The sequence below is a fragment of the Chryseobacterium binzhouense genome (assembly GCF_007474545.1).
In the GTDB taxonomy this organism is placed as follows: domain Bacteria; phylum Bacteroidota; class Bacteroidia; order Flavobacteriales; family Weeksellaceae; genus Chryseobacterium; species Chryseobacterium binzhouense.
In genome coordinates this window covers 339,328-363,797 of sequence record NZ_VKOG01000001.1, presented here as the reverse complement: position 1 = coordinate 363,797, position 24,470 = coordinate 339,328, and the positions used below count along the sequence as shown (strand labels likewise).

The 24,470-nt window shown below is 35.5% G+C and carries 30 protein-coding genes; 7 read left to right on the top strand and 23 right to left on the bottom strand.

From position 1 onward, the window contains the following. The first annotated feature begins 61 nt into the window (after positions 1-61). Both prfA and FNE73_RS01745 read left to right on the top strand, forming a co-directional pair. A complete protein-coding gene (gene prfA / locus FNE73_RS01750; protein ID WP_143883066.1) occupies positions 62-1,147 on the top strand; it encodes a peptide chain release factor 1 in 1,086 nt (361 codons plus the stop codon). Between the two features lie 285 nt (positions 1,148-1,432). Beyond that, entirely contained in the window at positions 1,433-2,188 is a 756-nt protein-coding gene (locus tag FNE73_RS01745; RefSeq protein ID WP_143883065.1) for a type III pantothenate kinase, read from the top strand. A gap of 40 nt (positions 2,189-2,228) precedes the next feature. On the opposite strand, the gene FNE73_RS01740 is transcribed toward FNE73_RS01745, so the two are convergent. The 17 genes from FNE73_RS01740 to FNE73_RS01665 all read right to left on the bottom strand — a co-directional run bounded on the left by FNE73_RS01740 (position 2,229) and on the right by FNE73_RS01665 (position 14,035). Further along, positions 2,229-2,660: a nucleoside deaminase gene (locus tag FNE73_RS01740; protein WP_143883064.1), complete on the bottom strand. Its 432-nt coding sequence runs from the start codon at positions 2,658-2,660 to the stop codon at positions 2,229-2,231. Positions 2,661-2,713: 53 nt separating this feature from the next. Then, the gene (locus FNE73_RS01735; protein WP_143883063.1) at positions 2,714-3,265 is read right to left on the bottom strand and encodes a hypothetical protein; all 552 of its coding nucleotides are present in this window, start codon (positions 3,263-3,265) and stop codon (positions 2,714-2,716) included. 184 nt (positions 3,266-3,449) lie between these two features. Beyond that, complete coding sequence (locus FNE73_RS01730; RefSeq protein ID WP_228429838.1) at positions 3,450-4,022, bottom strand: energy transducer TonB; 573 nt, start codon at positions 4,020-4,022, stop codon at positions 3,450-3,452. 121 nt (positions 4,023-4,143) lie between these two features. Further along, positions 4,144-5,064 (bottom strand): helix-turn-helix transcriptional regulator, encoded by a 921-nt coding sequence (locus FNE73_RS01725; protein WP_143883062.1) that lies wholly within the window; start codon positions 5,062-5,064, stop codon positions 4,144-4,146. A gap of 87 nt (positions 5,065-5,151) precedes the next feature. Continuing rightward, positions 5,152-5,694 (bottom strand): RNA 2'-phosphotransferase, encoded by a 543-nt coding sequence (locus tag FNE73_RS01720; RefSeq protein ID WP_143883061.1) that lies wholly within the window; start codon positions 5,692-5,694, stop codon positions 5,152-5,154. Continuing rightward, complete coding sequence (locus FNE73_RS01715) at positions 5,691-6,638, bottom strand: ADP-ribosylglycohydrolase family protein (RefSeq protein ID WP_143883060.1); 948 nt, start codon at positions 6,636-6,638, stop codon at positions 5,691-5,693. Before FNE73_RS01715 ends, FNE73_RS01720 begins: the two co-directional genes overlap by 4 nt. Next, complete coding sequence (locus tag FNE73_RS01710) at positions 6,638-7,324, bottom strand: SIR2 family NAD-dependent protein deacylase (RefSeq protein ID WP_143883059.1); 687 nt, start codon at positions 7,322-7,324, stop codon at positions 6,638-6,640. Before FNE73_RS01710 ends, FNE73_RS01715 begins: the two co-directional genes overlap by 1 nt. Positions 7,325-7,455: 131 nt before the next feature. Beyond that, positions 7,456-7,965, bottom strand: a complete 510-nt coding sequence (locus FNE73_RS01705; RefSeq protein ID WP_143883058.1) for an O-acetyl-ADP-ribose deacetylase — start codon at positions 7,963-7,965, stop codon at positions 7,456-7,458. Between the two features lie 140 nt (positions 7,966-8,105). Then, complete coding sequence (locus tag FNE73_RS01700; RefSeq protein WP_143883057.1) at positions 8,106-8,741, bottom strand: DUF4291 domain-containing protein; 636 nt, start codon at positions 8,739-8,741, stop codon at positions 8,106-8,108. Beyond that, the gene (locus FNE73_RS01695; RefSeq protein ID WP_143883056.1) at positions 8,716-9,150 is read right to left on the bottom strand and encodes an ADP-ribosylation/crystallin J1; all 435 of its coding nucleotides are present in this window, start codon (positions 9,148-9,150) and stop codon (positions 8,716-8,718) included. The genes FNE73_RS01700 and FNE73_RS01695 overlap by 26 nt, the downstream gene beginning before the upstream one ends. 186 nt (positions 9,151-9,336) lie before the next feature. Next, positions 9,337-10,245: a diacylglycerol kinase catalytic domain-containing protein gene (locus FNE73_RS01690; protein ID WP_143883055.1), complete on the bottom strand. Its 909-nt coding sequence runs from the start codon at positions 10,243-10,245 to the stop codon at positions 9,337-9,339. A gap of 48 nt (positions 10,246-10,293) precedes the next feature. Continuing rightward, the gene (locus FNE73_RS16950) at positions 10,294-10,419 is read right to left on the bottom strand and encodes a hypothetical protein (protein WP_262711325.1); all 126 of its coding nucleotides are present in this window, start codon (positions 10,417-10,419) and stop codon (positions 10,294-10,296) included. Positions 10,420-10,457: 38 nt separating this feature from the next. Continuing rightward, the gene (locus FNE73_RS01685) at positions 10,458-11,297 is read right to left on the bottom strand and encodes an SPFH domain-containing protein (protein ID WP_228429836.1); all 840 of its coding nucleotides are present in this window, start codon (positions 11,295-11,297) and stop codon (positions 10,458-10,460) included. A gap of 71 nt (positions 11,298-11,368) precedes the next feature. Then, positions 11,369-11,773: a hypothetical protein gene (locus FNE73_RS01680; RefSeq protein ID WP_143883054.1), complete on the bottom strand. Its 405-nt coding sequence runs from the start codon at positions 11,771-11,773 to the stop codon at positions 11,369-11,371. A gap of 2 nt (positions 11,774-11,775) precedes the next feature. Further along, positions 11,776-12,324: a prolyl hydroxylase family protein gene (locus tag FNE73_RS01675; protein ID WP_143883053.1), complete on the bottom strand. Its 549-nt coding sequence runs from the start codon at positions 12,322-12,324 to the stop codon at positions 11,776-11,778. Positions 12,325-12,355: 31 nt separating this feature from the next. Continuing rightward, the gene (locus FNE73_RS01670) at positions 12,356-12,898 is read right to left on the bottom strand and encodes an NADAR family protein (protein WP_143883052.1); all 543 of its coding nucleotides are present in this window, start codon (positions 12,896-12,898) and stop codon (positions 12,356-12,358) included. 441 nt (positions 12,899-13,339) lie between these two features. Then, positions 13,340-14,035: an NUDIX hydrolase gene (locus FNE73_RS01665; protein ID WP_143883051.1), complete on the bottom strand. Its 696-nt coding sequence runs from the start codon at positions 14,033-14,035 to the stop codon at positions 13,340-13,342. Between the two features lie 124 nt (positions 14,036-14,159). Here FNE73_RS01665 and FNE73_RS01660 point away from each other — a divergent pair, with 124 nt between their 5' ends. After that, the gene (locus FNE73_RS01660; protein ID WP_143883050.1) at positions 14,160-14,798 is read left to right on the top strand and encodes a DUF1579 domain-containing protein; all 639 of its coding nucleotides are present in this window, start codon (positions 14,160-14,162) and stop codon (positions 14,796-14,798) included. Between the two features lie 74 nt (positions 14,799-14,872). Here FNE73_RS01660 and lepA read toward each other — a convergent pair whose 3' ends face one another. The 4 genes from lepA to FNE73_RS01640 form a co-directional block, all read right to left on the bottom strand. Beyond that, positions 14,873-16,669 (bottom strand): translation elongation factor 4, encoded by a 1,797-nt coding sequence (lepA, locus tag FNE73_RS01655; protein WP_050377848.1) that lies wholly within the window; start codon positions 16,667-16,669, stop codon positions 14,873-14,875. A gap of 226 nt (positions 16,670-16,895) precedes the next feature. Continuing rightward, entirely contained in the window at positions 16,896-17,405 is a 510-nt protein-coding gene (locus tag FNE73_RS01650) for a hypothetical protein (protein ID WP_143883049.1), read from the bottom strand. Positions 17,406-17,410: 5 nt separating this feature from the next. After that, the gene (locus tag FNE73_RS01645; RefSeq protein ID WP_228429834.1) at positions 17,411-18,025 is read right to left on the bottom strand and encodes a hypothetical protein; all 615 of its coding nucleotides are present in this window, start codon (positions 18,023-18,025) and stop codon (positions 17,411-17,413) included. Positions 18,026-18,046: 21 nt separating this feature from the next. Beyond that, positions 18,047-18,598: an RNA polymerase sigma factor gene (locus tag FNE73_RS01640; RefSeq protein WP_143883048.1), complete on the bottom strand. Its 552-nt coding sequence runs from the start codon at positions 18,596-18,598 to the stop codon at positions 18,047-18,049. Positions 18,599-18,769: 171 nt separating this feature from the next. On the opposite strand from FNE73_RS01640, the gene FNE73_RS01635 reads away from it, so the two are divergent. The 4 genes from FNE73_RS01635 to porW all read left to right on the top strand — a co-directional run bounded on the left by FNE73_RS01635 (position 18,770) and on the right by porW (position 23,255). Beyond that, positions 18,770-19,519, top strand: a complete 750-nt coding sequence (locus FNE73_RS01635) for a Rossmann-like and DUF2520 domain-containing protein (protein ID WP_143883047.1) — start codon at positions 18,770-18,772, stop codon at positions 19,517-19,519. Beyond that, positions 19,509-20,027 carry a KdsC family phosphatase gene (locus FNE73_RS01630; RefSeq protein WP_143883046.1) on the top strand — a complete coding sequence of 173 codons (519 nt, stop codon included), beginning with the start codon at positions 19,509-19,511 and terminating at the stop codon, positions 20,025-20,027. The genes FNE73_RS01635 and FNE73_RS01630 overlap by 11 nt, the downstream gene beginning before the upstream one ends. 13 nt (positions 20,028-20,040) lie before the next feature. Next, a complete protein-coding gene (locus FNE73_RS01625; RefSeq protein WP_143883045.1) occupies positions 20,041-20,610 on the top strand; it encodes a Maf family protein in 570 nt (189 codons plus the stop codon). A gap of 71 nt (positions 20,611-20,681) precedes the next feature. Beyond that, positions 20,682-23,255, top strand: a complete 2,574-nt coding sequence (gene porW, locus FNE73_RS01620; protein WP_143883044.1) for a type IX secretion system periplasmic lipoprotein PorW/SprE — start codon at positions 20,682-20,684, stop codon at positions 23,253-23,255. A gap of 42 nt (positions 23,256-23,297) precedes the next feature. On the opposite strand, the gene tsaB is transcribed toward porW, so the two are convergent. Further along, positions 23,298-23,975 (bottom strand): tRNA (adenosine(37)-N6)-threonylcarbamoyltransferase complex dimerization subunit type 1 TsaB, encoded by a 678-nt coding sequence (tsaB, locus tag FNE73_RS01615; RefSeq protein WP_143883043.1) that lies wholly within the window; start codon positions 23,973-23,975, stop codon positions 23,298-23,300. Positions 23,976-24,021: 46 nt separating this feature from the next. Then, entirely contained in the window at positions 24,022-24,453 is a 432-nt protein-coding gene (locus FNE73_RS01610) for a nuclear transport factor 2 family protein (protein ID WP_143883042.1), read from the bottom strand. Between the last annotated feature and the right edge of the window lie 17 nt (positions 24,454-24,470).

Genomic DNA, 24,470 nt, shown 5'->3' with positions numbered 1-24,470 from the left:
ATGAAAATGAGCTTTTGTTCTTCACTATCAATTCCGTATCTTTGCACACTAAATTTTCACTATGTCTAAATCTTTAATTCCGAAATTAGAAGCGATTAAACAAAGATATAATGAGGTTGCAGACCTTATTATTCAGCCTGATGTAATTTCAGACCAGAAAAGATATTCTTCTCTCAATAAAGAATACAGTGATTTGGGCAAAATTGTATCAGTATATGATCAGTACAAAGGCGCTTTAAACACCATTGAAGAATCTGATGAAATTATCGCCGACGGATCTGATAAAGACTTCGTAGATCTGGCAAAAATTGAAAAAAACGAAGCACTGGAAAAAATTCCGGGGCTTGAAGAACAGCTCAAAGTTCTTTTGATTCCCAAAGATCCTGCTGATGATAAGAATATTATCGTAGAACTTCGTGCAGGAACCGGCGGAGACGAAGCGGCTATTTTTGTGGAAGATATTTACAGAATGTACTCTATGTATTTTAAAGCAAAAGGATGGAGACATGAGGTAACTGATTCCAACGAAGCTGCAAAAGGATATAAAGAACTCATCATGAAAGTGGAGGGAGAAGGAGTCTACGGAATCATGAAATTTGAGTCCGGTGTTCACCGTGTGCAGCGTGTTCCTGAAACCGAATCTCAGGGAAGAGTTCACACTTCTGCTATTACGGTTGCTGTTTTACCGGAAGCTGAAGAAGTGGATGTAGAAATCAACCCTGCTGATATCGAAATGCAGACTTCACGTTCCGGAGGAGCAGGAGGACAGAACGTAAACAAGGTTGAAACAAAAGTTCAGCTTACGCATAAACCTTCCGGATTGGTAGTTGTATGTCAACAAGCCCGTTCGCAGCTTGCAAACCGTGAACTGGCAATGGAAATGCTTCGTGCAAAGCTATATGATATTAAATTACAGGAAGTTCAGGGAGATATTGCGGCACAGAGAAAAACAATGGTTTCTACCGGAGACCGTTCTGCAAAGATTAAAACCTACAATTATCCGCAGGGAAGAGTTACTGATCACAGAATCAACAAATCTATATATAATCTTGATGCCTACATGAATGGTGATATTTCTGAAATGATTGATGCCGTAATTATGGCAGAAAACGCCGAAAAAATGAAAGGTGAAGAAGATAATTATTAAGATTATTTAAAATAAAATTTTAAAACTTTTGAGAAATCAGAAGTTTTTTTTATTTTAAAATTTTTCTTAAATCTTTGTAAATTTGGTCTTTAGAATATTCTCCAAAATAACTGCGATATTTGTTATTATAAATTATGACATAACTTCCGCAAGGATAATGATATTTAAAGAATGTACTTTCTATAATAATTGTTACGAAAGTATTATTTTTACCCTGTAAAAATTGCAGGAATTTTATCGCTCTTTTTAAGTAGTATGATAGTTTCTGGCTGAAAAATCATTTTAATGAATTCAATTGTAATCAATGTTGGAAACAGCAATATCAGATTTGGCCTTTTCGATGATGACAACTGTGATATTTCCTGGGTAATCAATACTAAACCTTACAGAACTGCTGACGAATTGTATGTGCAGATTCTTATGCTTTACCAAACCTATAAGGTTGATCCTCAAAATATCGAGAAAGTAATTATGGGTTCTGTTGTTCCGCAGCTTACGAAAGTTATGAGCTCAGCCATCCGAAAAATTCACGGTAAAGAACCTGTTGTTGTTGACCGCACCACTTTCTCTGCTGTACAGGCAAAATCTAAGCAGATGGGAACAGATATTTATGCCAATCTGGTTGCTGCTCATAATTTATATCCCGACAGAAAAAAAATTGTCCTTGACTTTGGCACCGCACTTACAGCAAGCTGTGTTGCAGAAGATGGCGAAACTTTGGGCGTTATCATCGCACCCGGAATTATTACTTCTCTTAATTCTTTAATCAGCCAGACTGCACAGCTCCCGGAAATAGAACTGGTAAAGCCAAAAACTGTTTTGGGATTAGACACCATAACCTGTATGCAAAGCGGAATGGTTTACGGGTTTTTGGGTATGGTAGAAGGCTTTATAGACCGCATTAATAATGAAGTAGATGATGAATGCTTTGTGATAGCTACCGGAGGAGTTTCTCACGTTTACAAACCTTTGACCAATAAAATTCATATTACAGATCGGCTTCACACGCTGAAAGGACTTTATTTTCTGGGAAGAGAATAAAAGTACAGGATTATTATTCAAATTAAGCCTTGAGATTGTTTTATCTTTTTGTTTTAAAAAATTCTTTTACTATCGAAGAACATTCGTTTTCCAAAATTCCGGTAATAATTTCTGTTTTGGGATGAAGCTGAAGATTTTTATTGATAAATCCCCGTTGCACGTCTCTTGCTCCTATCACAACTCTGGAGATTTGTGACCATGATAAAGCCCCGCAACACATTACACAAGGTTCTAAAGTCACATACAAAGTACAGTTGATGAGATATTTCCCTCCGAGAAAATTAGCAGCAGACGTTATTGCCTGCATTTCTGCGTGCGCCGTTACGTCATTCAGCGTTTCGGTAAGATTATGAGATCTTGCAATCACACGGTTGTTTGAAACGATTACACAGCCAACGGGAACCTCATCTTTCTCAAAAGCTTCCTGCGCTTCCTGCAGCGCAAGTTTCATATAATATTCATCGGTAAACATAAAAAAATAAGCTTAGTACAAAACTAAGCTTTTCATCATCAAATTTTATATTTTTAGAACCGGTATCCGATGCCGCCCATGATTTTTCCGGTAACTTCTTCAAAAGAGTAGTTATCCCGGTCGCCAAACCTCCTTGCCAATCCCCCACTCGCTTCAATAACCAGATTATTTCTCAGAACCCACTTTCCTCCTACTCCAAATCCGATTCCTACGGTAGTAATATTTCTTTTATTCACAGATGAAGTATAGTAAAAGCCCGTAGTTTCCTCATAAACATAATTATAATCATCATTGGAATTTGTGGTAGCAGGAATAAAACCTTCAAGAAAAAATCCGGAAGCATATTTTTTTCCGAAATACATTCTGTAGTATGCAGAAAACTGGGTAAACCTGTCTTCCTTACGATCCAGAAGCATCATTGCATTGATACCCACTCCTTTGTTTTCAGAAATCAGCCTTTCATACGAAATATTGGCAAGCGGAACTGCAATCAACAAAACAGGATCGGCAACGATATCGTTTTTCCTTTGTTTTTCTGCAACATCTGCAGTCTGTGCAGAGCAAAGTCCGGCGGTAAGAAATAATGCCAGAAAGATTTTTCTCATATTCAGTTTATTTATCGTTTTCAGTAGTTTTCAATAACTTAAACCGTATCAGGTTTAAGCTTATACTTTAAAATATATTCAGTTTTTAATACAAATTTCCCCGCTTTCAATATCTTAAATGATTAAATATCTCCCAGAAAAATTTGATTCAAATATAAATAATAAAACAACAACTTGTGAAAAATTATTCAAAGTTCATTGCCAAAGGAAAACGAAACCTGTATCTTACAGGAATACCGTTAATGTAAGCCGGAGAAAACCTGCCGGAGATTGAGTAAACAGCTATTTCTGCCTGCCTGTTAAACGTAAAATTTTCTCCTTCTGCTTTTACGTTGCTGATGGTTCCGTCTTTTTCAACAACAAATACGACAACTGTTTTCAGACTGGGATTTTCAGAATATACCCCTTCAGCATAAAATAAATCGGCAACTTCTTTTCTCAAAGCATTGATTCCTCCGGGATAATCTGCTGTTTTTTCTACATTCACTGTAAGATTATCTTCACGGTCATGATCTGCATTATTCTGATCAGAAACAATAACGGGATGAGCTTTAATTTTTTTGAGATCTTCCAGATTTTTAACTTTGAGTAAAGCTCCGATAAGCGCAACATTTTCAATGCTATCCATTTTCTTCATAAAAAAAAGAAAATCATTCTTAACGGCAGCTTTAAAAAGCGGATTGCTTTCCTTATCAAATTTTTTCCGAAACTCATTATTCAGCATCGTGCGGTGCTGATTGTAGTAGGTTTTTATCATTTTGAAATCTTCATTCTGCTGCGAAAAGCAAAACGAAGATGCTAAAAGAAAAAAAAAGTAAATCGTTTTCAAAAGATGCTGGTTGTAGATGTAAATATAATCAAAAAGAGTGCAGTTTACATTAGTCTTCAGAATATGCCTGCAGAGAATCTGATAAACTCTCTCTGATTTCTCTGATCAGGCTTTCGGGTTCCATTACTTTTACCTCTTTTCCGTAAGATAAAATTTCTTGTCTGAAATCATAAGTCGGATGAAGAAAAAACTCGAAATAAATATCATCCGGTGTTTCTTTTACCTCTTTTTGAGACTGGTGAAGCGGAAAGCTTCTGATATATTCACCCTGATGCCTGCTGCATTTCAGAACAATCTTCTGCGGATTTTGCTCAGTAAGATTCATCACTCCAAAAGCATTTTTAAAATGCTCTCTAAAATTGTATTTATATTTTTCTCTGAATTTCTGCGGAGTTACCGAAAGATGATTTATCCGGTCTAATCCAAATGATTTTAAGGTTTTATCTTTTGTGTCAACCGCAATCAGATACCATCTGTCTTTGGATTCTTTGAGCGCTAAGGGATGAACTTTCCTTGATGTCATCTTTTTATTTTTGTAATTATAATGCTCAAACAGAACAATTCTTTTGTTTCTGATGGCAAAAAAAAGATCGTAAAAATGTTCTAATCCTGTAGGCTTTCTGCTTTCAAAAAAAATAAAATCTGAAAAATCGGGATGAAGATTTAATGCATTGCTTACCTGAAAAGACTCAAGCAATTTTTGGTTATATTCATCAACTTCCATCATGGGGCGGCTGTCGATATAGTACCGGTTGTCCCTCCTTTTTTTATTATGAATGGTGAGATTAAAAAGATTGGAAATTTCCCGGATGTCTCTTTGCAGCGTCCGCATAGAATAGCTTTTGATTTCTGCATCCTGAAATTCAAAAGAATTGAGCAGATATTCTTCTATCTGGGAATAGGTAGAAGGTGCAGATTCTAATTTTTTAATAATCAGTGCGTATCTCGTGAGGTAAAAATCTTTTTTCATTCTTAGAAGTTTCTACCACAAATATATATTCTTAATGCGACAAAACTTGTCGTGTTTAATTTTTGTGGATAACTTATAAGAGTATTTTTATCGCAAAATATATTCTGCATCTATAAAATCAGTCAGCCAAACATTATTTTCAGAAAGATAGAATACCATTCCATATTCATGCATTTTCCCGGTTTCAATGGTTAAAATAACAGGCTTTCCATGGCGCATTCCGACTTTGGTTGCGGTTTCTTTGTCCTGACTTAGATGAACGTGCTGTCTGTTTCTCTTTTCAATTCCTTTTTCAAAGATGGATGCAAGATTGGCTTCTGAAGTTCCGTGGTACAAAAATTTCGGCGGCTGTTGCGGCTTTAAAGCTAAATCGACATTAATAGAATGTCCCTGATTTGCACGAATTCTGGTTTTATCTTCGTTTAAAATAAAGCGTTTTTTATCGTTGGTTTCCACCAACTCATCCAATTCTTCCAGTGTAAAAGCGCGATTTTGTTTTGCACATTTTTCCTGTAGTTCTTCCACATCTGCCCATCCGTTTTCGTCTAAATTCAGCCCGATAACTTCGGGTTTGTGTCTAAGCACCAAGCTTAGGTATTTGCTTATTTTCTTCTTTTGTATTTCGTTCATGGTTTAATTTTTAATTTATTTTCTAATCTCTCACACAATGTCTCAATATCCTCCTTTCTCGCCAAAACATCAATCCACTCTTTCGGAATACTTTCAAAACCGTAATATATTCCGGCAATTCCACCTGTTATGGCGCCGGTTGTGTCGGTATCTTCTCCCAGATTGACGGCTTTTAAAACGGCTTCAGCATAATTTTCAGAGTTCAGAAAACACCATAATGAAGCTTCCAGACTGTGAAGAACGTAGCCTCCCGAACTGATGGAATCTTCATGATATTCTGAAATATCATTCTTTAAAACCCTGTCAAAAAGCTGTATCTCTTTTGGGTTAAAACCTTGAATTTCTGAAAATTGCAACACCAATTTCTGAGTATATTGATACGCTTCTTTTTTATCTTTTCCTTTGATTAATTCAATGGCAAAAATTACATAAACAAAGCAGGCAAACACTGAACGAAAATGTCCGTGTGTGATTGCAGAGACTTCTTTTACTGTCTGATAAAGTTTTTCAATATTTTCTTCGTCTTTAAGATAGAACGCCAACGGAAGTGTTCTCATTAAGGAACCGTTTCCGTTATCTTCTTCGAAAATATTTCCCGAAAATTTTGCGCTTTCTCCTTTTATTAATCTTGCGATAGAATGCCTTGTTGTTCCTCCAATATCGAATAATCTTCCGTGAGCCGTCCAATGTCCGTATTTTACCCACTTCACAAAGCTTTGTCCTATTTTTTCCAGATCATAGCCTTTTGTGAGTTCGTCTGCAATGCAAAGCGTTAACGAACTGTCGTCGCTCCATGTTCCTTTCGGCTGGTTCCACGATCCGAATTCCCGCATATTTTCAACGGGAAACACTTTTAAATTTTCTCTGCTTTTAAATTCTACAGGAACGCCCAACGCATCACCCACACAAACGCCGAAAATTCCAGCTTTTACAATATTTTCCATTATGCAAGATTTACGAGTTTGTCAAAAAGCAGTTTCATTCCCTGCGTTGCGGTTTCTTTCATCACAACAGCTCTTTGTCCGTATCCGAAACCTGTTTCGTTGGGATTGATCACGATTAAAAGACAGTCATCCTTGATATTATGTAGCAATCCCGCTGCAGGATACACCTGTAAAGAAGTTCCGATAACAATAAAAATATCTGCTTCTTTTGCCATTTTCGTAGCTTCTTTCATCAGCGGAACATCTTCTCCGAACCAGACAATAAATGGTCTTAGCTGCGCTCCGTCTTCTGCTTTATCGCCGATGTTAATGTCGTCTTTCTGCTCGTAAATCAGGTTTTTATTGTTGCAGGAACAGGATTTGAATAATTCGCCGTGTAAATGTAAAATATTGGTTGAACCTGCTCTTTCATGCAGATCATCAATATTCTGGGTAATGATCTGAACTTCAAAATGTTTTTCCAGTTCTGCCAATAATCGGTGTGCATCATTCGGCTCGACTTCGTGAAGCTGTCTTCGTCTCTGGTTGTAAAACTCAAGAACCAAAGCTCTGTCTTTTCGCCATCCTTCCGGACTTGCCACATCTGTGATGCTATGATTTTCCCAAAGACCGTCTCCGTCTCTGAAAGTTTTTATTCCGCTTTCGGCACTGATTCCGGCGCCGGTTAATATGGTTAGTTTTTTCATTTGTTTTAGTTTTTCATTGTTTTTGTATTATTTTTAACGCAAAGACCACAAAGTTTTTTTGTTACTACTAAACGTTTTTAGTTCGCAAAGCCGTTTCACTTAGCGAAGCTTACAAAAACTATTATTCTGTATTATTCTTTTAACAGTGTTCTGTAAATTTCCTCATTTTCATCATCAAAACATACGAAAATAACTTTTTCAATGATCTCCGATGTAGAGTTTTTCACCTCATCTATGGCAATTTTAGCAGCCAATTCTTTTGGGAACCGATAAATTCCTGTACTGATGTTGGGAAAAGCAATGGTTTTAACATTCAGACTTTCTGCTAATTTCAATGAATTATAATAACAGTTTGCCAATAATTTCGACCCTTTTTCTTCATCTCCATTCCAGACCGGACCAACGGTATGAATGACGTATTTCGCAGGGAGATTTCCACCGGTTGTAACAACGGCTTCTCCTGTTTTGCATTTGCCCTGTCGTTTTCGGATTTCTAAACACTCATCAAGAATCTTTTTTCCTCCTGCCCGATGAATGGCTCCGTCTACTCCACCTCCTCCCAATAATGAAGAATTGGCTGCATTCACAATGGCTTCCGTATTTATTTTAGTGATGTCACCTTTTATTAATTCAATTTCCATCGTTGTGTTTATTTTGTTTTAGTTTTTAACACAAAGTCCGCAAAATTTTTTGTTACTACTATATGCTTTTAAGTTCGCAAAGCCGTTTCACTTAACTAAGTTCACAGAGAGCTTTTCATGACATGAAATTTGGATAAGCATTATTTTAACCTTAATTTCTTATTTAAATCTTCATCATCAAACAATAACGGTTTTTCTTCCGGAAGAACTAAATTGTCTAAATCATCATTCAAAACAAACTGGTGCTGTTCTTTAACAAAATCTGAAATATCTTCAATCAAAAGGAGGTCTTCTTTAGCAAAGGATTTAATGAAGTCATTTCTCAAACCAATCTGAATCGCTCTTCTTTCCAGTTTGTTTCCGAAAGGATCGTGATCCGGATCCCATTGCAGTCTCACAGAAGATTCTTTCACCTGATTCTGCCATTCTTCCCTTGAAATTCCTAATTTCTCGTTGTATGAAGAATAGACTGCATTTTTCAGATAATTTTTAAAAGCATCCATCTTCAAATGAATGGCGAGAACAGATTCCTGCCCTTCTTTTGTTCCCCAACCGTTTCGGAACATCATCCAAAGAAAATTCGGTTTTATCCACGTCATTCTTTCCAGACTGAATGCTCCGCCAAAGTATTGATTTTTAACGGCAAATTGACCTATTTCTTTCCGATACGACTGGTAGACAATAATTTTATCTTCATCATACTGAGACATGATATGATAGCCTTTTTCCGGCCAATCCTGTAGCTGTTCTTTATATTTTTTTAAATTGATTTTCATTGTTAATTTTTAATAATAAATTTTCTATCTCTTTATTTGCCGCCTTTTTAAAATCTTTTCCAATGAAAACTTTCGGTACTTCGATCCTTCCGATAATGGCTTGATTAAATTCTTCAAGTTCTTCGGAAGGAATCCAGAGTTCGTTGTGATTTCTTGCTCCTACGTTTTGTGAGGGATATTTGCTGACAACTTCCTCAGAAACTTCAAACTTCGTAACAAAACCGAGATAATTTCCGGCTTCGTCTCGTGTGTTCCATTTTTCTGCGATTTCGGAAGCGTATTCTTCATTCAGAACGGGGTAGAAAATGGGTTGCCAGTTTAGTCTTGGAGGGAATTTTCTGTAATTGCTTTCGATGATTAAGAGCATTTCTTTTTCTCCGACGGGTCTGTATAAAGTTGTTGTTTTCATGATTGTTTTATTTTTTTAACGCAAAGACCGCAAAGGTTTTATTTATTACTAACTGTGTTTAAGTTCGCAAAGGCGTTCTACTCAGCTAAGATCTCAGAGTTCTACTATAGAATAATGATTTATTCTCTTCAACTTGAGGGTTGTTGCGTCGCCTTTTAAATATAGTATAGTTTTCATGGTTATTATTTAATTTAAAACTAAAACAGCTTCATCGTCAGAAAGCCTGATTTCGGCTGTTGCTCCGCTGTTGAACTGTAGAAAATCCTGCTCAATTCCGTCGCTAAATATAAAACCATTATTCGGCATTAGTGATTCGATGATTAATTTGTTTCCTTTTTTCAGTTTTCCGCTGCAGATATCGGTCTGCGTTCGGATGCTTTTGAAAGGTTCTCTTACTGCAAAATACAAATCTTCTTCATTGAGCTGCGGATATTTTAATCCGGTTTCGCCTAAAATTCCAAATGCCATATTGAAAATGGAACTCAGCCAACCTGTACTTCCTGTTTTTGTGGAAACTATGATTCCGCTGGAAGAATGGGTTTCTTGTTTTCCGTTCAGCATAATTTTGTATCTCGCGGAAGAATGGGAAGAAATTCCTACAAATAAATCATTCACTGCCCGTAATTTTTGTCCGTCATTCAGCACTGCTTCGGCAAACTTCATTTTTTTTGAACTAAAATTTCCGTTCATCACAGCTTGCACTCCTTTTAAAAAGTTTTTTGCGGTGAATGGAAGCAAAACGCCGTCATATCTTTCGGGATCGGGATTCACCGCAATGATCGGAATGTGTTTGGAGTATTTGGCAACATTGGCTACCAAACCGTCCTGTCCGACCACCACAATCAGGTTGTTTTCAGAGAAAATATAAGAAGGAACAAACTCCCTTTCAATCACTTTATTTTTAATGATTTTGGAAAGCTGTGTCTGAACTTCCACAAATGACTGACCGAATTTTTCGTGTTCATCCACATATTCCTTAAAATTTCCTCCGGAACTTTCAATATAAAACTTCGCCTGAGCCTGCGTGTTGAATCTTTCGACCAAAGACTCGAGGCGGGTTTTATTTTTAATGATGATGGCGTATTCGATTTTCATTGCATTAGAAGTTAGAGGTTAGAAACTAGAATTTAGTTTAAAATTCCTTTACTTTTTCAAAATAGTATCCAGCAAATCCGGACTGATATTCAGGTTTCCGATTTTTCCGGCATTTTCTGCCAATTCTCTGAATGCTAAGGCGATGTTGTTTCTCGCATCCTGTCTTCCGCTCAAAGCAGTCAGTACTTTCCAGTCGATTTCTTTGTATGGCTTTAAGGAAGTTTCCAGAATATAACCTTGAGTCTCTGCTCTTTTCTGTCGTTTTCTGTTTTTTGCTCGATCAGTTTTTTTCTCTGGTTTTCTACAGAAATATCGGCGGCAATTTTCATTTCACGAAGGATTCTGTTGTTTTCTTCCTGCTGAACTTCGGTTTCCATTCTTTTTTCTTCAATCTGCTTTTGCTTTTCTTCAACAGCAATTTCCGTATTTAGTTCAGATTCCTTGATTTTTCTTTCCTGTTCCACCGCAAAATTTCTTCTTTCATAAATCGCTTCATCGGCTTGCTGTTGCAGTTTTTCCCGGGTTTCCGTTTCCAGGGCTCTTGCCATTTCCGGAGTGGTCTGAACGGCTAAAATATTGGCTCCCAGAATTTCAATTCCCATGCTTTTAATGGATTCGGAATCTATTAATCCTTTCAGAATATGATCTTCAATCTGTTTGGCAGAACGGATTGCTTCTTTTAAACTAAGATTGTGTACAAAAGAAGAAGTCGCTGTCTGTGCAAGATTAATGATTCTCTGGTTCAGCTTTTCAATATCATTCTTTTTGTAAACTCCTTCTCCGTCCACGGTAAAATCCAGCGTGTTGGAAAGTGCTTTAGGATCGGTCACTTTATAGCTGATCTGTCCCTGAATTTTCACGGTCTGATAATCGTTCGTGTTTTCATTAAAGATAAACGGCAGATCGTTGCTTCCCAACGGAATCGCCACAATAGACGAATTGGGAGCGAAATAAAAGAACGATAAACCTCTTCCTTCTTTGGCAATCTTTCCATTTTTAAAATGAAGAACGTACGTCATAGAATCAAATTTGATGTGTGTAAATCCAAACATAGCTTTATGATTTTTAGTGAAACAATTTGTTAATTTTCGTGTTTTTTTAAGCAAATTATGGGTAAAATTTTTTACACTTTTATTTTATTTAAAGCAAAACACTTTTCGATGTTTTTTAATGTTCCGCTTTTTCTTTTTTCATCGGTATTGAAATCAACCGCCAGAAAATGAGTGCATAGATCAATTCCAAACGTATCTCTTTCATAATTTGAAGTAAATCCTCCTATAATTTTCCATTTTTCTGCCTTTGTTTTAAAAGAATTGGCAAAATATCTCGGTCTTTTTCCAACATGAAGAATGGTTACATTCTCTGTTTTATCTTTTAAAAATTCCATCATTAATGTATCGGTTCCCGAAAAATCCCCGATGATAAATTCACACTCATCAAGATTGAATTTCTTTAACAGTTCGATATAAAACTGCTGAAATTTCTCCCAGGACACATTTCCGTTTCCTGATACATAGATCTTTTTCATTTTTAAGTCTTTAAATACATTACATCTGTTCTTAAAACATATTTCTGTCTGCTGATCAATGTTTTTCCTTCGTGTCTCAAAGGATGATAGAAAACCAATGCTGAACCTTTCTTCGGAGCTACAGTGAACAGATGTTCAAACTCTGTTTCTCCGCCTTCAAAATCATCATTCAGATAGATTAAAAAAGTGTAAAAGCTTTTTTCATTCTCATTTCTGATGTAGCTTCCGTCGTGGTGCATTTTAAACTGCTGTCCCGGAGAATATTTATAAATCCTGAACATTTCATTAAAGCCCGAAACTTCATAGTTATCATGAATCTGAGGAAGAAATTCGATGGCTCTTTCATAAAGATTTTCGGCTAAGTTTTCATCGAAAATCATTAATCTGTCGTTGTTTCGGATTCCTTTGCTCATCACCTGTCGACCTCTCATATTGATTTTTGCTTCCTCAAATACTTTGTCCTGAGTCATTTCAATATAATGATCGCATTCTTGGTCGGAAAGAAAGTTTTCTATCACAAATATTTGAGGATGAAGTTCTGTTTTTCTCATGATTCCTAATTTGTTTACGGTTATTGTGTTTTTACCCTCTTAATTCGTCTCTTACTTCCATTAAAGCAAATCCTAATAAATTTTCACCATTCCATTTTGAAGGATCTTTTGCTTTTGCATTGGTTTCCAGCATCCCGATTCCCCAGATTTTATCGTACGGACTTGCCTCTACTAAAATTCTATCGCCTGTTGAAAGCAGGAATTCTTTAAACTTTTCGTTTTGAGAAAACTTTAATAGATTTCCCTGTTTTACAATTTCATATTTATGCTCGTCCCAAATTTGAGGATCAAAATTTCTGACTTTTCTGCCTAAATTTTTTGCCTGATTCGGAGTTTCTGCTTTTAAAATTTGCTCTAAAATTTCATGATCATTAAATAATCTCGCTTTTCCGCCCATCATATAATGTTCTGCTGTTTTATAAATGATTCCGTTTTCTTTAAACTCAAAAGGAAACCACTGACTGAAACAGGCTTTTGTAATTTCATCTTTCACGGTATGTCCCCAAAAGAAAAGAAATTCCGGATTTTCTTTTTGATGGAATCTTTCGATGGTATTATTTAATGTATATTTCATGATTGCGTTATTTTTACACAAATTTAAAGGAATCTGATTTTATCTTCCAAATTTATTTGTGTTATTTTTACGCTAAATACTTTAATTGGTTGATTTTCAGTATTAAAAATTTATTTTATTGAAACACGAATGGCGCAAATGTCTTTGATAAAGGAGACAATATTTAATTATTATTACATTTAGGTGAAATCTAATTTGGGGATATTAAATGAAAAAACGGACTAATGTTCAGTACTTATAACTCTAAAACTTGATCTTAAAATTAATATAGAGAATAAAATATACACACTTTGTATCATTCTGATGAAGGATGAATCTATTGTTATGTTTAGTTTAAGTTAAAAGATTCTTCATTTCGCTTCATTCTGAATGACAGCGAACACAACAGAATCATTCGTGAAAATTAGTGTAAATATTTGTGCTATTAGTGTTTAAGAAAAACTATTTGATTTCGAAATAAAATCCCTGCTCTTCCAGTTCCTTATATTTTTCCTGATTGAAGGTAAAGAGTTTTCCGGGTCTTCCGCTGCCTTCTTTTTTAAGATTATTGGTTTCATTAAGCAATCCGTAGCTCATGATCTTTTTGCGGAAATTACGGCGGTCTATTTCTTTTCCGATGATGGTTTTGTAAAGGTTTTCAAGATCTGAAAAGGCAAATTCATCGTTTAAAAGATTAAAACCAATCGGCTGATACTGGAGTTTTGTACGAAGTCTTTTTAATGCAATATCAATAATGGATTGATGATCAAAAGCCAGTTTCGGAAGCTGATTCAAGCTGAACCATTGTGCATCTTCCGCATCAGAATCAGCAAACAATTCATGGTAGGATGGATTGACAAGTCCTAAATAAGCGATGGAAACCACACGGTTTCGAGGATCGCGACCGACGTTTCCGAAAGTGTAAAGCTGCTCCAAAAAATCGGGCTTTATTCCTGCTTCTTCATGGAGTTCGCGTTTTACGGCATCATCCAGGTTTTCATCATCCAAAACCAGACCTCCGGGAAGCGCCCAGCCTCCTTTGAAAGGCTCAATGTTTCTTTTAATGAGAAGAATCTGAAGATCTTTCTTATCAAAATATCCGAAAATTACTGCATCTACAGCCACTTTTATATCCTGTAATTTTTTTGGAGACTCCATTGTTCTAATTTGCGTTACGAATACACAAAGCTACAATTTAGAATCATTAATATCAACATAAAGATTATTATTTTTTACATGAATTTTTTTATTAAATTTATAATCAACTTAAAACTAAACTATTATGAAAAATTTATTTTTTACTGCCTGTACTTTTTTTCTTCTTGCATCCTGTGATAAAGCTAAAACTGCTGCAAAAACAGATTCAGATAAAACAGATTCATTAACCAATGAAGAATGGAAGCCTGTAGATTCTGCAACCGCAACCAAAGCCTGGATGGATTATGCAACTCCCGGAGAAATACACAAAATGTTAGCAAAATCTGATGGAAACTGGACTGGGGAAACTACCATGTGGATGGAAGATGGCGGACAACCCATAACAAGCAAATCTGAAGCAACAAACAAAATGATGTTTGACGGGCGCTATCAAATGAGCAGTCATAAGGGAAATATGATGGGAATGCCTTTTGAAGGAATGAGCATTCTGGCTTATGACAACTCTAAAAAGAAATTTGTAAGTACATGGATCGACAATATGGGAACAGGAATTATGAATATGGAAGGCGATTGGAATCCGTCAACAAAATCTATTGAATTTAAAGGAAAAATGACAGATCCGTCAAGATCCGGAAAAGACTGTAATGTAAGAGAAGTTTTCACTTTCGTAGATGATAATACCCAAAAAATGGAAATGTACGGACCAGATTCTAAAACAGGAAAAGAATTTAAAACAATGGAAATCAAGTTTACGAAAAAATAAAAACATTAATCTCAATAAAAAAATCCGCAGAAAATTTCTGCGGATTTCGTTTTTATCTTTTGCTCATTAACTTCCTAGTCATTCAGTTTCAAAACTGCCATAAATGCTGTTTGTGGCACTTCCACTCTACCGATTTGTTTCATTTTCTTTTTACCTTCTTTCTGCTTTTCAAGAAGTTTTCTCTTACGGGAAATATCTCCTCCGTAACATTTTGCGGTAACATCTTTTCTTAAAGCTTTAATAGTTTCTCTTGCGATAACTTTCGCTCCCAAAGCTGCCTGAACTGCAATATCAAACTGTTGTCTCGGAATCAGTTCGCGCAATTTTTCACACATTTTTTTACCGATGTGATAAGCGTTAGAATCGTGAATCAATGATGATAAAGCATCAACCATATCTCCATTAATCAAAATATCCATTTTTACCAGCTTAGAAGCACGCATTCCGATTGGCGAATAATCAAATGAAGCATAACCTTTTGAAATCGATTTTAGTCTGTCGTAAAAATCAAAAACAACTTCTGCCAAAGGCATATTGAAGGTTAATTCTACTCTATCCGCGGTTAAATAACTTTGATTAACAATTTCACCTCTTTTTTCAATACACAAAGTCATTACGGCACCTACGAAATCAGATTTAGTAATAATTGCCGCTTTAATGTAAGGTTCTTCTACTCTGTCTAAAAGATTCGGATCAATCATTTCAGACGGATTATTGATGAGAATTGCTGTTTCTGGATCTTTTTTGGAATAGCCGTGATAAGACACGTTGGGAACCGTCGTAATCACATCCATATTAAATTCTCTATCCAAACGCTCCTGAACGATTTCCATATGCAGCATTCCTAAGAATCCGCAACGGAAACCAAAACCAAGTGCAGCAGAACTTTCTGGTTCAAAAACCAAAGAAGCATCATTCAGTCTTAATTTTTCTAAAGAGAATCTCAATTCTTCAAAATCTTCAGATTCAATTGGATAAATTCCGGCAAAAACCATTGGTTTTACTTCCTCAAACCCATCAATTGCAGCAGCAGCCGGATTTACAAAAGAAGTAATGGTATCTCCTACTTTTACTTCTCGGGCATCTTTAATCCCGGAAATAATATAGCCCACATCACCGCATTCAATAGTTTTTTTAGGTACTTGTTTCAGTTTCAGTGTTCCTACCTCATCTGCACCGTATTCTTTTCCTGTTGCGAAGAATTTAATTTTTTCATTTTTAGAAATACTTCCGTTTACGACTTTGAAATAAGCTTCAATTCCCCGGAACGGATTGTAAACTGAATCAAAAATTAACGCCTGAAGTGGTGCTTTCGGATCTCCTACTGGTGGCGGAACTCTTTTTACAATCTGCTCAAGCAAATCATGAACGCCTTCTCCTGTTTTCCCTGAAACTCGAAGAACATCTTCATATTTACAACCTAAAAGCCCCATAATTTCGTCGGTAACCTCCTCAGGATTTGCAGACGGAAGATCTATTTTATTCAAAATCGGAATAATTTCCAGATCGTTTTCCAAAGCCAAATACAAATTACTAATTGTTTGTGCTTGAATACTTTGTGCAGCATCTACAATGAGAAGCGCACCTTCACAGGCAGCAATAGAACGGGAAACTTCGTAAGAAAAATCTACGTGTCCAGGTGTATCGATTAGGTTTAAAATATATTTTTCGCCATTAAGCTCATAATCCATCTGGATGGCGTGAGATTTTATCGTAATCCCACGTTCTTTTTCCAAATCCATATCATCAAGCGTCTGAGATTGTAATTCTCTCTGAGTCACAGTATTAGTGTACTCCAAAAGACGGTCTGCCAAAGTAGATTTACCGTGGTCGATATGGGCGATTATGCAAAAATTTCGTATGTTTTTCATTTAAGAACTATGTAATTTGCAAAGATAAAAAAAAGAGAGACAATTCGTCTCTCTTAATGTTATAGTATGTATTATTTTGTGATTATTAAGGTAAATTTTTTAAAAATCGTGTAATATCATTTATTTTAGCTTACAGATTTATCATAACTTTTTTATTGTTTAAGATAAAATTAAACGACCCTCACAATAGATTGCAAGGGTCGTCCAACATTAAAAAAATAAACTATTATGGGCTTTGCTTTTTTCCCGAAGCTTTATTTCTTCCGTGAGGTTTTCTTTCATTCATTTTATCTCTCATCATTCCCTCAGACTGGAAAAGCTTAAGTACTTTCTGGCAAGGAATTACAGTCTGCATCTTTTCTGCATACTTTTTTCTGTTTTCAAACAACTGCTGTCCTACATCAAAACTTTGCTGAAGTTTTTGTTTTGCCTCTTCTTCTGACAGTTTATCCGGATCAAAATCTGAGTCGAATTTACTTTTTATCTTGTTCTGACTTTCAATGTACTCAGTATACATTCTGGTAAACTCATCTTTGTCCTGTGCCGGAACGTTCAGCATTTCAATCATCATATTATTTCTGAACTGAGTAAGAAGATTTTTTCTCTCTTCCGGCGAAAGATTGTTTATTATCTCCTTTCTCTGCTCCGGATTCATTTTCTTCCAGTCATAATCTTTAACTTGGGCATTTAGTCCAAACCCAGAGATCATTAAAAGTGTAAATAATATTTTCTTCATCCTCTTTAATTATACAAGTCTAAATAGACATCCTGATTAGAATTATTGGCTAATTCCGCAATTTCCGAGCTGGTAAAAGAATCCAGATACTCATTCATTCTGGTCTCTGCTGAAACTTTCTTGGGCAGGTTTGCTTTATTTGTATTCTGGGTAACTTCACTTTTAACAACGGAAACTTTCGCATCTTTCTGACTTATAGCTTTTTGATTGATATTTTCAACTGAAGTTAAATCATCTTTCAAAGTTTGATAAGCAATCTGGCTTTCATTAATCTGAGTGTCAGATTTTGTGATGCTGTTTTCTGTTTCAACAACATTAGCTTCATTATTACTAAAAATAAAAGTCGATCCAAAAATAAGTGCTAAGGAAGCTGCTGCTGCATAACCCCAATTTAGGTTGAATATCGGCGTTTTCTTATTTCCTGAAATCTCTTTTAAAACATTATTCTGAACGGTAGAAAATAAATCATCCTGAACTTTATAAATGTTTTTGCGTTCTAGTTTATCAAGATCAAAATCTTTCACTCCGCTCAACACCTTTTCCTGAATATTGTCAAACATATTTTCAGGAACTTTATAAATGTTTTTGCGTTCTAAATTATTTAGATTAAAATCTTTCATGTCTGGTTTTTTTCTCAAAAATTATTTTTCATAATTTTCTTTGATGTACTCTTCTATTTTTTGTTTTGCGTAATGATAATTTGTCTTCAGAGTTCCTACAGACATATCCACAATTTTAGATATTTCTTCATAGGGCAAATCATCATAATACCTCATCGTAAATACTAGCTTCTGCTTTTCCGGAAGGCTTTGTATTGCTTTCTGTAACAGAACCTGTATTTCTTCGGCATCTCCTTCCGTATTATCAGCAACTATATTCTGCATATAATATTCCGGATCTTCATCGGTCTTCTGCATTCTCTTAAGCTTATTGATCTGCTGCAAAGCCTCATTCGTTGCAATTCTGTATAACCAGGTATACAGCTGGCTGTCATTTTTAAACTGATGAAAGTTCTGATATGCTTTTATAAAAGTTTCCTGCAGTATGTCCTGAGCAAGATCTCCATCTACAATAATACGTCTGATGTGCCAATACAATCTACTCTGATAAGCATCCATCATCACACGAATCCCTTTATCAAGTGTTCGTGAGTTTTGCATAAGCGCAATAATCTCTGCGTCTTTACTCTTCATGTGATGCTTTCATTGTTTGGATTACAAAAATATTTAAAAGTTAAATTAATCATTCAATTTTTAGTCCAATAAATTAAATTTTTAAAACTTCTTTTGATAAATATAGATAAAACTTCCGATTTGCCTCCGGATTGATTTCAAATCCAAAACAAAAACTATTATCTTTGTTAGATGCAAACAGTCATTATAGGTTCGGGGAATGTGGCTTATCATCTTGCTAAAGCTTTTACACAGAATAACATTCCTTTATCACAAATTTTTGGAAGAAATGAAAATGAACTTCAGAAGATTTCAGACGAGTTAGATATTCCGTATTCTACTCAGAAACTGGAAGATGCTGATTTATATATTATTTCCGTAAGTGACCAGTCTATTGAAGAAGTTTCCAGAATCATTTCTAAAAAAAACTGTCTTGTTGCGCATACTTCGGGTTCTTTACCTAAAGAAATATTAGCAGGAGAGTACAGAAAATCAAGCTTTTATCCTTTGCAGACTTTTTCTAAATCTAAATCTCTGGACTACAGAAAAATTCCTTTCTTTATTGAAACCGAAAATATTGAAGATCAGCAACTTTTGATAGAACTCGCTTCCAGAATTTCAGCAAATGTGATGGAAAGTACTCATGAAAAAAGAAAATATATTCATCTCACCGCAGTTTTTGCCTGTAATTTTGTGAATCATCTTTTTGCTAGAGCCAAAGAAATTTCAGATTCGCAGGATATTCCTTTTGACTATTTTTTGCCGTTGATTGATGAAACCATTCAGAAAATTCATGAAATTGAGCCTAAATATGCACAGACCGGACCTGCTGTAAGAAATGATCAGAGAGTTTTGCAGTTACACGAACAATTATTAAAAGATGAAAGTCTTACAATCTACAAGACTATCAACAATTCTATTAAAAAAATGTATGAGTTATAAAGAAAATTTAAAAAATATAAAAGCATTTGTATTTGATGTAGACGGTGTTTTCACAGACGGTAGCGTTTATCTGATGCCCGGCGGAAATATGTGCAGAGTGATGAATGTGCTTGACGGTTATGCCATTGTAAAAGCCCTTAAAAATGACTACCGAATCGGTGTGATTACCGGGGGAAATGACGAGATGGTAAGACACCGTCTCAATTATCTGGGAATAGAAGATTATTATGCAAAATCTCACGACAAAATGATTGATTTTGAAAATTTTAAGGAGAAATACAATCTTAAAAATGAAGAAATTCTTACCATGGGAGACGATATTCCTGATCTGAATATGATGCAAAACTCTGTGATTGCTGCATGTCCAGAAAATGCCGTTCCGGAAATTAAAAATATTGCTGATTATATTTCGTCTAAAAAGGGTGGGAGCGGAGCTGTACGCGATGTAGTTGAACAGGTGATGAAAGTACAGGGAAAATGGCATGATGACAATACACAATCAGTTTAAAAAACTTTTTACAATGAAATTACTTTTAGCTTCGCAATCTCCAAGAAGAAAAGAACTGTTATCCGGGCTGGGTTTAGAGTTTGAGGTCGTAAAAATTGATTGTGACGAAATTTTGCCTGAAAACATTGCCATCGAAGATTCGGCTGCATACCTCTCAGAACTCAAAGCAAAAGCTTATCAAAATCTTTCTGGAAATGAAATTTTACTCACCGCAGATACTGTAGTTGCTATTGACAGCCAAATTCTCGGAAAGCCAAAAGATCAGCAGGAAGCAAAAAAAATGCTTCGCCTTTTATCCGGAAAAATTCATCAGGTTTTTACAGGAATAACTATTAAAACTACAGATACAACCATCACAGAAACTGATGTTGCCAATGTAGAATTTGATGAAATATCTGATGATGAAATAGATTTTTATATTAAAAATTATCAGCCTTTCGATAAAGCCGGAAGCTACGGAATACAGGAATGGCTAGGAATGGCTAAAATAAAAAGCATCAAAGGAAGTTTCTATACCATCATGGGACTGCCTACTCATTTGGTGAATAAAATACTGAAGCAATTGCAGGAATTTCCAAAATAATTTTTTATTATTTTTACAAAATCATCAAACTGCTGATAATAAAAAGTAAATTAGCGAGTTATATTGAAATAATGAAAAAGAAGATCATATTCCTTTTAGCAGCAATTGCTATCGTTTCCTGTTCCACAAAAGTGAAAAAGCCGGAAGCGAGATCAAAGTTTTTGAAAGGTTTTTCCACATACTACAATACATTGTTTAATGCCAAAGATGCCTTAAACAGTGAGTTTACAGCCAGAGATAAAGAGCATAAGGATAACTTTTATGCGCCATATATTCCTATTCTTACTTATGAAGAGCAACCTTTGGGGAGTGATTTGGGTCAATCTGCAGCATTTGCAGAAAATTCAATGAAAATGGCGGAAGTTAATCGGTCTGCAAGCAAAAGAAGTGCTCCGGGAATGCCACCAGGAATGCCGGGAAATAATCCTATGTCTCAAAATGCAGACGGAACCGAAAATCCCGGAGCTTCCGTTCTAGAAATTGCCGAAGCAAAAGCTCTGAAAGCCATTAATAAATATTCTGTTATCCGGAAAGGAGAGGAGCAGAACAAAACCATTTTTGATGCTTATATTATTCTGGCACAGTCCAGAATTTATCAGGGAAAATATCTTCCTGCTTTAGATGCGCTGAATTATGTTTTTACCCACATGAAAGAGGATAAAAGACTTCCTCTGGCTCATGTGTATGAGGCCTTGGCGTATGCTCAGATGAAAAACTTTCATAAATCTGAAGAAATATTTGCTCAGCTTAAAAGTGAAAAAATAAGTAAAGACCACGAAAAAATTCTGAGTATTTACTATGCAGAATCTCTTCTGGATGCCGGAAAAAAAGAAGAAGCAGTAAAAGAATTAGACCGTGCATTTGATCTTAACGGCAACAGAAAACTGAAAAGCAGAATCGCTTTTTTAAGAGGACAGGTATTACAGGAACAAGGAAAATCTGATCTTGCAAGAGAAAGTTTTCTTTCTGCCTATAAATATGCCAATGATTTTGAGTTTGAAGTAAAATCTCAGATCGAAATCGCAAAGACATTCAACGGAAAAGGAAATTATGAAGGCGCAAAAGATTATCTTGAAAAAATAAGCAAAAAAGGAACTTACGGATCAAGAAAAAATGAATTTTACTATGCACTCGGATTAATGGCAAATAAAGCCGGCAAAAAGACAGAGGCACAGGAATTTTTCAGAAAATCTTTACTGGAAAAAGTGTCCGATTCGCAGGTAAGAGGGTTGGCTTATTATGAAATAGGGAAGAGCTATCTGGAAAAGAATGATTACATCGGAGCAGGAGCTTATTATGATTCTGCATTGGTAGCGATGACGTACGAACCTTCAAAAATTTTACTGCAGGATCAGTCTAATTACATCAAAAAAATCTCAAAAAATTATTACCTGATCAAGAAAAACGACAGTATTCTTTCTTTGGCTAAAATGACAGAACCGCAAAAAAATGAATATTTTGCCAAATACATCGAAAAACTAAAAATTAAAGAAGAAAAAGAAGAACTGGAGAGAAGAAGAGCCGAAAGAAGCAAAGGTTTTGATTCCGGAGATTATAACGCCAACTCTATTTTTGCCAACGGAGGCGGAAGTTTTGAGGATTTCGGGGTAGCTGCGAAAGGCTTTTATTTCAGCAACAACAATACGGTAAGTAAAGGTTCTGCAACCTTTAAGCAGGTTTGGGGCGACCGTGCGTTGTCAGACAATTGGCGTTATTCTAAAAAAATGGCTTCTCTTGAGGATTTGAAAAATGAAGCTCTGGGCGTAAACACAGCTCCTAATCCCAGACGTTTTGAGCCGGCTTTCTACATTGAGCAGATTCCTACAGACGCAGCCAGACTTTCACAGCTGAAAAAAGACAGAGATACAGCTTCTCTGGGACTGGGCGTAATGTATCAGAATTATTTTACCAATACTCCTTTAGCTACCAAAACATTATACGACCTGGTAGATGTGAAACCCGAAGAAAAAGTAATGCTGCAGGCTTTGTATGAAATTTTTACAATGAATTACGAGAAAAATCCTCAGATTGCTGCAAGAGCAAAACAGATTTTACTGACAGATTATCCTTACACATCGTACGCTGAATTTGCCAGAAATCCTAAAAACAGCAATTTTGTAAAATCATCCGATGAAGTAGAAAATGCATATAAAACTGCATATTCATTGTATGAATCTGAAAAATTTTCGCAAAGCCAAGGTAAAATAGAAGAGATTATCCTCAAATATCCGAAAGATGCGCTGGTTCCTAAACTAAGTCTTCTAAATGCTTTCAATGCCGGAAAAACCAATGGCAAAGAAGTAATGATTCTGCAGCTTGAACAACTGGTTCTGAATTACGCCAAAACTCCGGAAGGCATTAAAGCCAAAGAAATGCTGAATTACCTGAAAAGTGATCTGAAGTTTCAGGCAACGGATAATAAAGGAAATGCGATTCAGAATAATCAGCAGATGGTAGGTAATCAAAACAATCAGGCAGGAAATATTCCTCAGAATAAGATCAATCAGCAGCAGCAAAATCAAATTCAGCAGAATAAGAATATGCAGCCAATGAATAATCAGAAAAATGGTGTTCCCAAAAAACCGCAAGAAAATGAACTTCAGACAGTGCCCAATGCTGTTCCGGCAAATCCTTTCGGGAAATAAAATATAAAAGCGAAGATTATTTTCTTCGCTTTTTTAATGATGTTATTCTGCCTTTTTCTTTTTAACTCCATGAAAATCTTTCAGATAAAAAGGTTCAAAATAAGCAATATCCTCAAATTCCTTATTTTGTATTTTTTCTAAAGTTTTTTTGACTAAATACTGTGCAGAAGGATAGATATCCGTTTTAAATTCGGCATTCGAAAGTTTTAGAATATCTTTTGCCTTTGCAGCTCCGTCTCCTACGAAAAGAATTTTTTTATCTTTAAATTCTTCAAAAGCATATTCATCTAAAATTTTTGCTTCTGTCGGTAAGATTTCTTCACCTGAATTTCCATCATAAGCGGCCGTATAAACCTCCATTCGTCTCGCATCGACTAAAGGGATAACCAAATCATAGTTTTGCCCTAAAAACGGCTCAATCATGCTTTCCATAGAATTAACAGCAACCAAAGGTATTTTCAGACCATAACAAAATCCTTTTGCCGAAGCTGCACCAATTCTCAAACCTGTGTAAGAACCGGGTCCTTTTCCTAAAGAAACCGCCTCAATATCTTTCATAGAAAGTTTTGCGCCTTCTAAAGCCCATTCTACAAATGTGTGAAGCGATTCTGATTGTTTATAGTTTTCTGAAACTTCTTCGCATACACATAACAATTTATCACCATCAGAAATGGCAACTGAACAGTTTTTGGACGAGGTTTCAAGGTATAGGATTTTCATTTAGACTAAATTTTAAAATAATTTATCTTTTTCTAATCACGCAAATTTATGGCTTTATTTCCACACTTTGTCGGCTCCACAGTTTCCAGCCGGAATTCTTTTTGATCCAAATTTCCAGAAGTGATAAAGTCATTTTAAATTCCTGATTTTTATACAAACCCGAGACGTTTATTTTTCTTCGGATGCTGAATGTATTGTTGAATTTCTTAATTTCGGAAATTTCTGTCTGCCTGATTTCTTTATAAATAACTTTTTTGGACAAAAAATCTTTTTTAAAATCATCCAGATTCTGAATCCAGCCATTGGAATGACCGAAAGAAACATCCTTTTCAAACAAATCTATAATCCCGGAATCATTATTCTGCATCAAATAATCCAGTTTTTCTGTTTGGGAAAGCAATTGTCTTTCCTGTTTTGAATACTTCTGAGAAAATCCCAAAGCAAAACAAAACAAAAGTAGGATAGGGAACAACCTCATTTTCCAATTCTCAGATT

Bases quoted from the DNA above. Each gene is read 5' to 3' on its own strand.
- FNE73_RS01705 (WP_143883058.1), bottom strand. From the start codon at position 7,965: ATGGAAATTGAATTAATAAAAGGTGACATCACTAAAATAAATACGGAA.
- prfA (WP_143883066.1), top strand. From the start codon at position 62: ATGTCTAAATCTTTAATTCCGAAATTAGAAGCGATTAAACAAAGATAT.
- FNE73_RS01685 (WP_228429836.1), bottom strand. From the start codon at position 11,297: ATGTTTGGATTTACACACATCAAATTTGATTCTATGACGTACGTTCTT.
- FNE73_RS01720 (WP_143883061.1), bottom strand. From the start codon at position 5,694: ATGAACGAAATACAAAAGAAGAAAATAAGCAAATACCTAAGCTTGGTG.
- FNE73_RS01675 (WP_143883053.1), bottom strand. From the start codon at position 12,324: ATGAGAAAAACAGAACTTCATCCTCAAATATTTGTGATAGAAAACTTT.
- FNE73_RS01635 (WP_143883047.1), top strand. From the start codon at position 18,770: ATGCAAACAGTCATTATAGGTTCGGGGAATGTGGCTTATCATCTTGCT.
- FNE73_RS01710 (WP_143883059.1), bottom strand. From the start codon at position 7,324: ATGAAAAAACTAACCATATTAACCGGCGCCGGAATCAGTGCCGAAAGC.
- FNE73_RS01730 (WP_228429838.1), bottom strand. From the start codon at position 4,022: ATGATAAAAACCTACTACAATCAGCACCGCACGATGCTGAATAATGAG.
- FNE73_RS01690 (WP_143883055.1), bottom strand. From the start codon at position 10,245: ATGAAAATCGAATACGCCATCATCATTAAAAATAAAACCCGCCTCGAG.
- FNE73_RS01630 (WP_143883046.1), top strand. From the start codon at position 19,509: ATGAGTTATAAAGAAAATTTAAAAAATATAAAAGCATTTGTATTTGAT.
- FNE73_RS01645 (WP_228429834.1), bottom strand. From the start codon at position 18,025: ATGAAAGATTTTAATCTAAATAATTTAGAACGCAAAAACATTTATAAA.
- FNE73_RS01695 (WP_143883056.1), bottom strand. From the start codon at position 9,150: ATGAAAACAACAACTTTATACAGACCCGTCGGAGAAAAAGAAATGCTC.
- FNE73_RS01670 (WP_143883052.1), bottom strand. From the start codon at position 12,898: ATGAAATATACATTAAATAATACCATCGAAAGATTCCATCAAAAAGAA.
- porW (WP_143883044.1), top strand. From the start codon at position 20,682: ATGAAAAAGAAGATCATATTCCTTTTAGCAGCAATTGCTATCGTTTCC.
- FNE73_RS01650 (WP_143883049.1), bottom strand. From the start codon at position 17,405: ATGAAGAAAATATTATTTACACTTTTAATGATCTCTGGGTTTGGACTA.
- FNE73_RS01660 (WP_143883050.1), top strand. From the start codon at position 14,160: ATGAAAAATTTATTTTTTACTGCCTGTACTTTTTTTCTTCTTGCATCC.
- FNE73_RS01625 (WP_143883045.1), top strand. From the start codon at position 20,041: ATGAAATTACTTTTAGCTTCGCAATCTCCAAGAAGAAAAGAACTGTTA.
- tsaB (WP_143883043.1), bottom strand. From the start codon at position 23,975: ATGAAAATCCTATACCTTGAAACCTCGTCCAAAAACTGTTCAGTTGCC.
- FNE73_RS01640 (WP_143883048.1), bottom strand. From the start codon at position 18,598: ATGAAGAGTAAAGACGCAGAGATTATTGCGCTTATGCAAAACTCACGA.
- FNE73_RS01735 (WP_143883063.1), bottom strand. From the start codon at position 3,265: ATGAGAAAAATCTTTCTGGCATTATTTCTTACCGCCGGACTTTGCTCT.
- lepA (WP_050377848.1), bottom strand. From the start codon at position 16,669: ATGAAAAACATACGAAATTTTTGCATAATCGCCCATATCGACCACGGT.
- FNE73_RS01725 (WP_143883062.1), bottom strand. From the start codon at position 5,064: ATGAAAAAAGATTTTTACCTCACGAGATACGCACTGATTATTAAAAAA.
- FNE73_RS01740 (WP_143883064.1), bottom strand. From the start codon at position 2,660: ATGTTTACCGATGAATATTATATGAAACTTGCGCTGCAGGAAGCGCAG.
- FNE73_RS01745 (WP_143883065.1), top strand. From the start codon at position 1,433: ATGAATTCAATTGTAATCAATGTTGGAAACAGCAATATCAGATTTGGC.
- FNE73_RS01610 (WP_143883042.1), bottom strand. From the start codon at position 24,453: ATGAGGTTGTTCCCTATCCTACTTTTGTTTTGTTTTGCTTTGGGATTT.
- FNE73_RS01700 (WP_143883057.1), bottom strand. From the start codon at position 8,741: ATGAAAATCAATTTAAAAAAATATAAAGAACAGCTACAGGATTGGCCG.
- FNE73_RS01715 (WP_143883060.1), bottom strand. From the start codon at position 6,638: ATGGAAAATATTGTAAAAGCTGGAATTTTCGGCGTTTGTGTGGGTGAT.
- FNE73_RS01680 (WP_143883054.1), bottom strand. From the start codon at position 11,773: ATGAAAAAGATCTATGTATCAGGAAACGGAAATGTGTCCTGGGAGAAA.
- FNE73_RS01665 (WP_143883051.1), bottom strand. From the start codon at position 14,035: ATGGAGTCTCCAAAAAAATTACAGGATATAAAAGTGGCTGTAGATGCA.